We start from the raw sequence: 11,145 nt of genomic DNA, 5'->3' as shown, positions 1-11,145 counted from the left end.
TGGAGAGAACCCCTAATAAATTCACCTAAAAATCGATAATTAATGAAAAAAAGAATAATCAAATGATACACGATTACGAGTTGATTTCCCAAAAACATATGATTACTAGTGAAAATCTTTAATACTGACAAGTGAGGTGACGTCGATGAGAGGGATATTAATAAAAATCGGAGTATTTATTTTGGTTTTAACAGCAGGGCTATATCTTGCAAAATCCGCATATGACCATCATACTAACCGAGCTAAAGTAAGAGACACGATTCAACAAATATCAATAGAGCATGGTATACCGCCATGGATTCCTTTATCTATTGCATTCCATGAAAGTAAGTTTAATCGAAACGCAGTTGGAGATCAGGGCACATCATTTGGACTGTTTCAGCTTCATCGAGGTGGACTAGCACCTAAAGATTTAACGAACGAAGATTTGAAAAATGCAGAAACGAATACTCGAATTGCAATATCTAATATGATAAATGCATATAACCGTGGTTTACAGCAAAATTTAAAAGGGCCAGAGCTATTAAAACATGTTGCAAATACCTCAGGGTGGCCTGGAAATAAGGGCGTTCAATGGACAGATAAACAGACAGACTATAACGAGGGTTTAGAAAACAGTTTTAAAATGTTTTCTAAACGACAATACGATTTTATAGAATGAAATTTCTTTTTTCTTTCTATTATTATGTAAATTATGCCTAAATACGAAAGTTCCCTAAAACAGATACATAGATTGACTTTGTACTGCTTATATTAGGAATTTAAAGAAACAATATGTACAATTCTCCCACTACACTAGTATAGTGGCCTTTATGAACAGCAAAATCTACAATTTACAAGGAGAACATTTTATGAGTAAGAGAATAAAAGAATTAGATTCCATACGAGGGTTAGCTGCACTTACAGTGGTATTTGGACATTTTTGTTTAATGCTACCATCGTTACCTAATTCTATTAAATTTTCCCCGCTTAGGTTTTTATGGGCGGGTGGAGAAGCTGTAATCGTTTTTTATGTACTAAGTGGTTTTGTGTTATCTATGGCACTTTATCATTCAAAAACAAATTATTGGGGATATTTAATTAAGCGATTTGTAAGAATCTATATTCCTTACTATTTTTGGATAATCATTACCTTTGCGTTATTTATTTTGTTTTCACCGTATGAAGTGGCAGGACTACGGGATTGGTTCTATGATAGATGGCAAGGGTCTATAACAAAAATAGATATTATAAACCACTTTGTGCTTCTTAATAACTTTTTTACGGAAAATTATAATCCAGTTATCTGGTCATTGGCTCAAGAAATGCGTATATCTATTGTGTTTCCTTTGTTATTCCTTCTTTTTTATAAACTGAGTTGGAAGAAAACGATACTAATTGCTTTGAGCTTTTCTTTAATTAGTGTTTTCCTTAATATGTTGCATATTGGGAAAGCAGAGGGATTTTATAATGGTTATGCCGATACACTGCATTTCACATCTATGTTTATGGTTGGAATGTTACTTTTTAAGTATCAGGAAAAACTTATTTACTTATATCAAAATATGAAAAAATTTAAAAAAGGATTTCTTATTGCATTAGGGATTATTCTATATTTATATTCCATTTTGATTTATGGGTTTTCCCGTAATGATACTACTTTCTTATTAAAAGATTGGGGTGTTGTAATTGGTGTTAGTATATTTATTATAATGGCCATGAGTAACCTAAAGGTAAAAGCATTTTTAAATAAGAGTGTATTTGTATACTTAGGAGAAATTTCATATAGTATCTATTTGTGTCATTTTCCGATCATGATGGTACTATTTAAACTTTTGTATACAAAGATACCTATCTTTTTCCTTCTTACTTTATGTATGACAATGACAATACTTTTTTCTATAGTATCGTATCATTTAATTGAAAAGAACTGTATCAATTGGGCAAAACAAAGAACAACAAATTTTTTGAGAAAAGTGTAATATTTGAAGGAATCTTATTTCTTTAGTAAATATGCGAATATAACCGGTTCCTAAGTATATTAGGAATCGGTCAATTATGGATTCTATATAAATATGCTAAAACTGAACAAATTTTTAATTTTATACTTAACTCCAAAAATCCTCTTACTAAAGAGAATCTTCGTAACGTTTATCCAAACATAGCCGAAAGTACAATTAGTAAAACGCTAGTTTCAAGAGGAAGAAATGCTCAATGGATACAGATTTAATTCTGTATTAATAATTAATAGAGGTAACAACACATCGCTATCTATATCTAGAATGTTATATAAAACTATTGAATATTTTATTCGTAAAAACAGAGGTGTAAAATGAATTTTATTTCCGAACTACTTGTTACCGTTGCAATTCCTACAATACAACTCACATTCTTGTTACTACTCATCTTTTCTTTTAGCTACTTTGTAGTATACAAAAAGGTATGTAAAGGAGGGAAAAAATTTACCGTACAGCAAATTATGTTATTCATATTAATAATAGGATATTATTCCCTTGCATTATCAGCTACTTCATTTGGTCGACCAGATGATATAACCTTTGCAAGAACAATTGACTTTGATGTATTTAGTGTTTATAAAAAAGCATGGAATACCTTTTCATTTTCTTCTTTTTTCCATATCATTGTGAATATAGGTATGCTTTTTCCGTTAGGAATTTTATTACCTTTATTTAGTAATGTTTTTCAAAAAACAAAATGGATGTTAATCAGCTCAATTATAGCAAGTTTATTGATTGAAATCCTTGAATTTATAATGCAACGTGGAAGTATGGAACTAGCCGATTTATTTCATAATACTTTAGGAATTATGCTAGGATATTCTATGTTAAATATAGTTCTTATATTGCTGAAGAAAAAAGAAACGGATACACAAATGATCAAGTATTTATTTCTTCCGATTACAGTAAGTTTTGTTGCACTTGGAATAATGATTTCGTATCAAATGAAGGAATTTGGGAATACGTCTTTTGATCCCATTACAAAAACCGATATGTCTGATGTCACTATAAAAACATCAATAGAGTTAAAAGACGAAGGTAAAAAAATGCCTGTTTACAAAGAGAAAATTACAAAAATGCCTGATGACAACGAGTTAGTTACAAAAAAATTACATATTCGAGATGTTGAAATTCTGTCTCCCAAAGAAGCATTTCAAAAACTAAAACAAGGAGACTTTGATCCTATAATATCTTTCAAAGCAGGTGATACATTAGTTATTACAGATTATAATATAGATTACCACGCTGATTCAAAAGGTTTTTCTCAACCTATATATGTTTTTCAAGTACGCTTAAATGATAATGACAAAGATAGTTGGTCTCAACCTATTTCTGCGAGAAAATAACGTAGATTTTCATGTTTTTGTTCATGTGAAATAGTTTAATCTAGTTGTCTTGCTCATTTAAAAAATCTCCTATGGAATTTAATTGAAATTGAAAAACATTTAAGAAGAACAATTACGCTGTGGGCTATTGTATAGTGTAGATATGAATAACAAAAAAGGGGGACTAGATATGTGGAAGCGATTTGTAGCGATTGGTGATAGTTTTACAGAGGGGATAGGGGATGAAGTTGAGGGAATAGCATTAAAAAGCTGGGTAGATCATTTTGTTCAACTGTGTGTAAACGATTTAAAGTATGCTAATTTTGCAAAGCGTGGGTTAGTAACTAAAGAAATTCGCTCGCAGCAATTGGAAAAGGCATTAACTTTTAATCCAGATTTGGTTAGTCTAATTGCAGGTGCAAACGATGTTTTAAAAGGACGTTGGAATCATCATGCATATAAGAACGATATGGAATTTATGATAGATACATTAAGTAAAACAGGTGCTGATATTATGATAGCAAACCTTCCAGATTTTACAGTTAGGCTTCCTTTTTCTTCTGAAAAAAAACAAGTATTAAAAGAACAATTATTAGAAGCAAATGAAGTTATACTTTCACTGAGTAGAGAGTATAAGCTTCATCATGTTGACTTTTGGAATCATCATTTAGTTTATGACAATACGCTATGGTCTACGGATTTAATTCATCCAAACTCAAAAGGATATGTAAAAGTTGCTGAATTGATTTTTAGTAGTTTGCCTGTACAGAAGACAGAATAATAGTTCGCAATTTAAAAAATATGATATTAATTGTATTAAGCGATGTTTTTTAGTAAATGGAGGGAACTAAAAATTTAGCAAACAAAGCGTATCTACGATATATTTCTACAGTAATGTACAAATGCAAAATCACAAAGAAAGATCACCTACGGAAATAGGTGGTCTTTAAACGTTTTTTTGAATTGCTTCCGTAATACTAAGTGGTCAATTCTTTGTAAAACACCTAAAAACCGTCACAGTACTGTGACGGAAAATGGAAAGTTTTTAATCTATTACTATTATTATTTATTCGTAACTTTTAAAGTATGTAACACTATTTTGGTTGCTTCTGCAATAAGTTTATCATCATATGTAGCATCCTCTTTCTCATGATTAGAAAGTATTGCAAGAACAATTGGCTTTTTATTTGGTGGCCAAATAATTGCAATATCATTCCTTGTTCCATATGATCCTGCACCTGTTTTATCAGCTACTTCCCATCCTTTTGGTACGCCCGCACGAATCAAGTTATCTCCAGTTGTATTTCTCTTCATCCAATCTACTAATAGTTCACGTTTCTCAGGTGGAAGTACAGTTCCTAATGTAAAAGATTGAAGCGTCTTAGCAATCGCTTCTGGAGTACTGGTATCATGTGTTTCTCCTGGATTCACTTCATTTAATTCAGGTTCCAATCGTGCTGAATTAGTAACCGTATCATCAATTTCTCTCAATATTTTTTCAAACTCGGAAGGACCACCTAATTGTTTAAGAATCAAATTATGTGCCGTACTGTCACTATATCGAACAGAAGCATCAGCAAGTTCTTTTAATGTCATTCCTGTATCAACATGCTTTTCTGTAATTGGATTATAATTAGAAAGATCTTCATGAGTATACGTAATCCTTTGATCAAGAGCTTCTAATGAGTTATTACGTAAAAGAGCGCCCACAGCTAATGATTTGGATGTAGATGCAAATGCAAAACGATCATCTGATCGATAAGTAATAGTTTGATTCGTTCCCGTGTCCAATGCATAAATACCGAGTTTAGCATCAAATTCTTTCTCAAGTTTAGCAAAAGAATGATTAACCGTATTTTCTTGTTTAACTTGATTCGTTTGATTAGGTGATTCAGATCGATTATTACTATTGGAACAACCTATAAGTGTCACACATGAAAGCAATACTACAGGTACAATCTTTTTGTAATGCGAAGTGTTTAAGAACTTGTTTAAAATTATCATAAATTTTCAACCTCTTTCAAGAATATATGGATTTTTTCTAGGTACTCTAAATACCGATGCAATTAAAGTGTGTATAGGATACCAATACCTCTGCAGCCAAAATTTTATTGCTTAAAGCACATGCAAAATGTTTATATGATTGATAAGCTGCTGTTTGGATTGTTATTTTTTAGCGTTCACTTGCGATTTTTTACTTGTAAAAGTATTAAACTTGTACCCCTCAAATACTCATCCTTTTACTTTTCAAAATAATAAGTCCTTTCATATTTTTGTAATACATAAAAATAGATATCAAACGGGATTTATTGTATCTAATTTTAGGAATACACGTAATAGACAATCTAAGTAATAAATTTGTTCCACTTTAAGATGAGCTAGAACTTGGTGTTTTGTTAAGAAAACACAATGAAATGCAAATAAAAACTATACAGAAAGCTAGTTCCCTATAGTAAAGTACATATGAAAAATCCCTCTTTACTATCTCCCACAAAAGAATCATGGCTGCAAACTCTATAAACTGTATTTTCAGAAACATTGCAAGCGTGTAAGAAAAATGAAAGGTAATTCAATATGAGAAAAACAACCTTACTACTACAATGAAAAACAGAAACATTCGTAAAAATCCTGAGGTACGATATCAAGTTATTTTGGTGCTTAATACATTTGACCAATTATTCCAGTTTAAATAAGAAAATTCGAAACTAGACAATTAATGAATGGTACTTTACTCGTATTTTAAAAAAGTCAAAATGTAGGCAGGTATCTTCTATCAAATCTCATTCTTAGTATGTAAATTTGGAGGGAATTTCTCATATGAAAATAGTAAAAGTAAAAGATCTTAGTAAAGAATACAAAGGGAAGGTTTCACATACAGCACTTTCAAATATTAATTTAACAATTACAGAGGGGGAATTTGTTGGGATTATGGGCCCTTCGGGTAGTGGGAAAACAACATTATTGAATATGGTTTCTACTATTGACTCACCAACATCAGGCAGTGTATTCATTCATAATAAAAATCCGTATCAACTCTCACCCAATGATTTGGCCTTATTTCGCAGACAGGAATTAGGATTCGTTTTTCAATCCTTTAATCTGTTGCATACATTAACAGTAAAAGAGAATATGGTTCTTCCGCTCGTATTAGATGGCATGAATGTGAAGAGAATAAATAAACGAGTAGAATCTATTTCGAAAAAATTAGGAATCAACGAAATCTTAAATAAACGAACATATGAAATATCAGGAGGACAAGCGCAGCGAACAGCGATTGCCCGTGCACTCATTCACTCTCCTAAATTGGTTCTTGCGGATGAGCCGACAGGAAATTTAGATTCTAAATCCTCTCAAGACGTAATGGAGGTATTAACACTATTAAATAAAGAAGAAAAGGCAACAATGATGTTAGTGACACACGATCCAGTTGCTGCAAGTTTCTGTGACCGCATTATTTTTATTAAAGATGGACAGTTATACAATGAAGTTTGCTACAATGGTGATCGCCCATTATTTTATAAAAATATTATGGAGAGTCTTTCTATGTTAGGGGGGAATAAACATGACTTTTCGACAGCTCGCATTCAATAATGTTTTACGGAATAAACGAATATATCTTGGTCATTTTTTTAGTAGTACATTTGCGGTATTGATTTTTTTCACTTATGGACTACTTATCTTTCATCCGAACCTACAGGGCGAACTGACTCATGTAAGTACCATCATGAGTACATTTGGGAGAATAGGATTTCATTTATCTTATTACTTAATCTTTGTCTTTTCTTTCTTATTTATTTTCTATTCTGTTAGTGCATTTTTAAAAAATAGAAAAAAAGAGTTTGGATTATTAATGTTACATGGAATGTCTCATCAACAGCTTCATCGATTAATTTTTTTCGAAAATATGTTGATTGGAATCCCTTCTATAGTAGTAGGCATCGGACTTGGGATGGTTTTTTCTAAATTATTTTTACTAGTTAGTGGGTCTTTATTAGGAGTAGAGCAAACATTAGCATTTTACTTTCCATTAAAGGCAATGCTAGTAACAGCAATGTCCTTTTTTGTTTTATTTCTACTTATTTCATTGTTTACATCAAAAATGGTGAAAATGAATGAGCTGGTAGAACTCATAAAATCAGAGGAAAAACCAAAACCTGAGCCAATAGTGTCTGTTTGGATATCCTTGTTGGTCATTATTTTATTTGGAGCAGGTTACTCCTGCGTTCATCATAGTATCGCCGCGGTCGATTACATGCGTTTAAATCAATTATTCCTACTCGTAGGAGTAGGTGTCTTATTAATTGTATGTGGAACCTATTTTTTCTTTACTCAATTGTGTGTATATGTGTTATCCGCCTTAAAAAATAGAGAAACTACATTTTTTAAGAGAACCAATATCCTTGTTATTTCAGAATTGATGTATCGAATGAAAGATAATGCGAGAACGTTCTTTATCGTTACAATTATATCTGCAGTTGCTTTTACAGCAATTGGAGTTTGTACGGCTATCGCAAATCCTGAATTGGCAAAACATGAGACCCCATATGCATTTACCTATCAATCGGATAAGGGGAATACACTAGAAGAATCCCATATTGAAGAGATAAAAAAACAATTAAAAGAATCTGGATTTTCTTATAAACTTGTAGCAACAAAATTTAAAAGGGCACAAAGTGGGCCGGTTTTAATTAATCTTTCTACGTATAATGAATACGCTAAAAAATTAGGGTATGAAATAGAGAAATTAACAAATGAAAATGAAAGTATCGTTATACGATCAGAGAAAAACCACAAAAGTGCAGAGGATCTAGAACCTTTTGAATTAAGGCATGGTGAACTAGAAGTACCACTTGCTGTTCAAAAAACAGTTTATATCCCAGAATTAACGAGCACGTTTGTTAAACCTGTTATTGTCTCTGATGCTGTTTACAGCAAAGTCCTAAATATACAAGAAGAAAGTATACTCCGAGATTACACCATATACGGTTTTATCATAAAAAATTGGCCTGAAACAACTGCAGTTTCTACAAAACTTATGAAGTTCATTGGTACGAGCCAAGATGATTATTATGCCTTTTCATCTTTGAATTTAAAATGGCTTGAAATGAAACAACAAAACGGATTACTTTCTATTTCAAGTGTAATGGTGGGGATTGTATTTTTTGTGTTTACGCTTAGCTTTTTATATTTCCGTCTATTTACTGATTTAGAACGTGATCAAGAGCAATATCAAATGATTTCAAAATTAGGTTTAAGCCAAAGTGAGTTAAAGCAAATCGTAACAAGACAGATGATGTTACTATTTTTCTTACCGATTGTAGTGGCTATGGTTCACAGCAGTTTTGCATTTCTAACGTTTCATCAATTAGGACAAACAGTAAGTAGGGAAATGTCTGTTATTCAAAGCTCAATTGTTGTATTAATAAGCTTTATCTGTATGCAAATTATTTACTTCCTTATTATTAGAAATCACTATTTAAAACGCATATGTACAAAAATATATTTATAAAAAAGCAAACAAAAAATTCAAGGTGCATACTCAATCACTAATTATGGTTGGCTATGCACCTTTAGAATGTTAAAAATATACCAAGGTTAATATATATTTGTTCCGATTTATTTTGATATTCTTGGCTTAATCATTTGTCAGTGGCTCAAAAAAAGGAATCATGGTCGTACCCCTTTTAGATAGCTCTAATAGGTATAAAATTTATAAGTTTTTTTAGTTAATCTGTAAAATGGATATTGTATTTAATGAAGCGCCCTGTAAACAGGGCGCTTTTTCAATTATATCCTACTCATCTAATTGGAGAGTCAACATGCTATTTTAAGTAAAGAAAAAAGATGGAAACCATCTCTATTAAGTTCATTAATTAAGAAACAATGAATATACGCTTTATTGGATACTTATTGCATTTGAAGGGGGATATAAGATATCATCTTTTTTAAATAAATAAAATATAAAACACTAAACGAACTTTAAAAATTACACCTAAATTAAAGGAGATTACGAAATGAATACAATCATGATTGTAGAAGATGATATGAAAATCGCTGAATTACTGGGAACTCATATAAAAAAATATGGATACCAAAGTGTTATTATGGAGGATTTTGAAAATATCTTAGAAATATTTCAAGAGATAAAACCAGATTTAGTGCTATTAGATGTAAATTTACCTAATTTTGACGGTTATTATTGGTGTCGCCAAATACGAGCTATTTCTACTTGTCCAATTGTATTTTTATCTGCAAGGAGTGGAGAGATGGATCAAGTTATGGCTTTAGAAAATGGTGGTGATGACTACATTACGAAACCTTTTTATTATGAAGTTGTAATGTCTAAAATCCGTAGTCAACTCAGGAGAGCATACGGTGAATATGCTCCTAAAGTAAAAGAACGAATAGTTGAGCAATCAGGATTATTCCTGTTCCCAGAAAGAATGGAACTTCAACTAGAAGATAAGACAATTATACTTACTAGAAAAGAAACAACTTTATTGGAAATATTGATAACAAAGTCTCCGCTCCTTGTAAAACGTGAAGTGATTTTAGAACAACTATGGGATAGTTCATATATAGACGAGAATACATTGAGTGTAAATATAGGTAGAATTAGAAGGAAATTGCAAGATTTAGGTATTGAAAACGCACTTGAGACAGTTCGTGGTGCTGGATATCGTTTGCATGCTACTTGGGAGAAGGAAGGAAAGGAATAATGAAATTATTTTTACAAGAACATATTCCACTCATTTGTTATACATTTGCCCAATTGCTTATCATTCTTTTTATATATTGGTTTGATGGTTATCCACATATTTTGACAGCATTATATTCTGTATTTTTGGGTGTTTTTTTATTAATGGGTTATCTAATATATCGTTATTATAGTCATCGTTCATTCTACAAGCGTCTATCCACACCAATGGAAACTTTAAATGAGTCAATAAAAGATAGTGATTTGACGCCATTATCAATGGCCTTAGATAAATTACTACAAACTCAATATCAATATTATCAAAACCAATTAAAAAAATGGGAACGAAAACAACAAGAACAAATGACTTTTATGAATCAATGGGTTCATCAAATGAAAACACCTCTTTCTGTTATTGAGTTAATTACACAAGATGCAGATGACTCTCAATTTGACAGTATTAATGAAGAAACGGAAAGAATCAAAAAAGGATTAGAAATGGTCTTATATGTTGCTCGTTTAGAAACATTTGAACAGGATTTTCATGTAGAAAGATTGCAATTATTGGGAATGATTGATTCTGTTATTCATGAAAATAAACGTCTGTTTATACGTAGTTATGTGTATCCAGAAGTAAAAGTAGATCCGAGTCTTATTGTAGAAACAGATAAGAAATGGTTTCGATTTATACTCAATCAAGTACTGTCAAATGCAATTAAATATTCATCAAGTAAGAAAGGGAAAGTAATGGTATCGGCGTATTCAAAAGGACGAGCAATTATTTTGGAAGTAAGAGATTATGGAGTGGGTATTACTACTGCTGATTTACCACGTGTTTTTAATCTATTTTATACTGGAGAAAATGGTAGGAAATTCAAAGAGTCTACGGGAATGGGATTATATCTTGTTAAAGAAGTATGTGAAAAATTAAATCATAAGATTGAGTTAGAATCTGAGGTAGGTAAGGGAACAAAAGTTAAAATCGTATTCCCATATGCATCTCGTTAATCGATGAAAGGTAAACTTTTCATCGGTTTTTTCTTTTGAATCTTACAAACTTGTTAGATAAATGTTAGGGAAATCGATATGAGACATACTAAATATAGGTTACACTTCATGTATCGAA

Annotated in this window: 9 protein-coding genes and 1 pseudogene; 9 read left to right on the top strand and 1 reads right to left on the bottom strand. The window is 31.3% G+C overall.

Features of this window, described 5'->3' with window-relative positions; translation table 11 throughout:
* Positions 1-145: 145 nt before the first annotated feature.
* From FT637_RS24160 to FT637_RS24145, 5 genes and pseudogenes are all read left to right on the top strand, one after another.
* A complete protein-coding gene (locus FT637_RS24160) occupies positions 146-661 on the top strand; it encodes a transglycosylase SLT domain-containing protein (protein WP_193648443.1) in 516 nt (171 codons plus the stop codon).
* 190 nt (positions 662-851) lie between these two features.
* Complete coding sequence (locus tag FT637_RS24155; RefSeq protein ID WP_193648442.1) at positions 852-1,961, top strand: acyltransferase family protein; 1,110 nt, start codon at positions 852-854, stop codon at positions 1,959-1,961.
* Between the two features lie 89 nt (positions 1,962-2,050).
* Positions 2,051-2,209: pseudogene (locus FT637_RS30065) on the top strand (Fic family protein); the annotation flags it as partial.
* 102 nt (positions 2,210-2,311) lie between these two features.
* Positions 2,312-3,343 (top strand): VanZ family protein, encoded by a 1,032-nt coding sequence (locus FT637_RS24150; protein WP_193648441.1) that lies wholly within the window; start codon positions 2,312-2,314, stop codon positions 3,341-3,343.
* A 142-nt stretch (positions 3,344-3,485) separates the two neighbouring features.
* On the top strand, positions 3,486-4,103 hold the full coding sequence (locus FT637_RS24145; RefSeq protein WP_193648440.1) for an SGNH/GDSL hydrolase family protein: 618 nt from the start codon (positions 3,486-3,488) through the stop codon (positions 4,101-4,103).
* A 281-nt stretch (positions 4,104-4,384) separates the two neighbouring features.
* On the opposite strand, the gene bla is transcribed toward FT637_RS24145, so the two are convergent.
* Entirely contained in the window at positions 4,385-5,326 is a 942-nt protein-coding gene (gene bla, locus FT637_RS24140) for a class A beta-lactamase (protein WP_193648439.1), read from the bottom strand.
* A gap of 813 nt (positions 5,327-6,139) precedes the next feature.
* On the opposite strand from bla, the gene FT637_RS24135 reads away from it, so the two are divergent.
* The 4 genes from FT637_RS24135 to FT637_RS24120 all read left to right on the top strand — a co-directional run bounded on the left by FT637_RS24135 (position 6,140) and on the right by FT637_RS24120 (position 11,027).
* Positions 6,140-6,913 (top strand): ABC transporter ATP-binding protein, encoded by a 774-nt coding sequence (locus FT637_RS24135; protein ID WP_193648438.1) that lies wholly within the window; start codon positions 6,140-6,142, stop codon positions 6,911-6,913.
* Positions 6,885-8,831 (top strand): FtsX-like permease family protein, encoded by a 1,947-nt coding sequence (locus FT637_RS24130; RefSeq protein ID WP_193648437.1) that lies wholly within the window; start codon positions 6,885-6,887, stop codon positions 8,829-8,831. Before FT637_RS24135 ends, FT637_RS24130 begins: the two co-directional genes overlap by 29 nt.
* 505 nt (positions 8,832-9,336) lie before the next feature.
* Positions 9,337-10,041: a response regulator transcription factor gene (locus FT637_RS24125; RefSeq protein WP_193648436.1), complete on the top strand. Its 705-nt coding sequence runs from the start codon at positions 9,337-9,339 to the stop codon at positions 10,039-10,041.
* Positions 10,041-11,027, top strand: a complete 987-nt coding sequence (locus FT637_RS24120) for a sensor histidine kinase (protein WP_193648435.1) — start codon at positions 10,041-10,043, stop codon at positions 11,025-11,027. The genes FT637_RS24125 and FT637_RS24120 overlap by 1 nt, the downstream gene beginning before the upstream one ends.
* Positions 11,028-11,145: the final 118 nt, after the last annotated feature.

The sequence above is a fragment of the Bacillus cereus genome (assembly GCF_015071065.1).
Taxonomy (GTDB): Bacteria; Bacillota; Bacilli; order Bacillales; family Bacillaceae_G; genus Bacillus_A; species Bacillus_A cereus_BA.
This window is presented reverse-complemented; position numbering and strand designations above follow the sequence as displayed.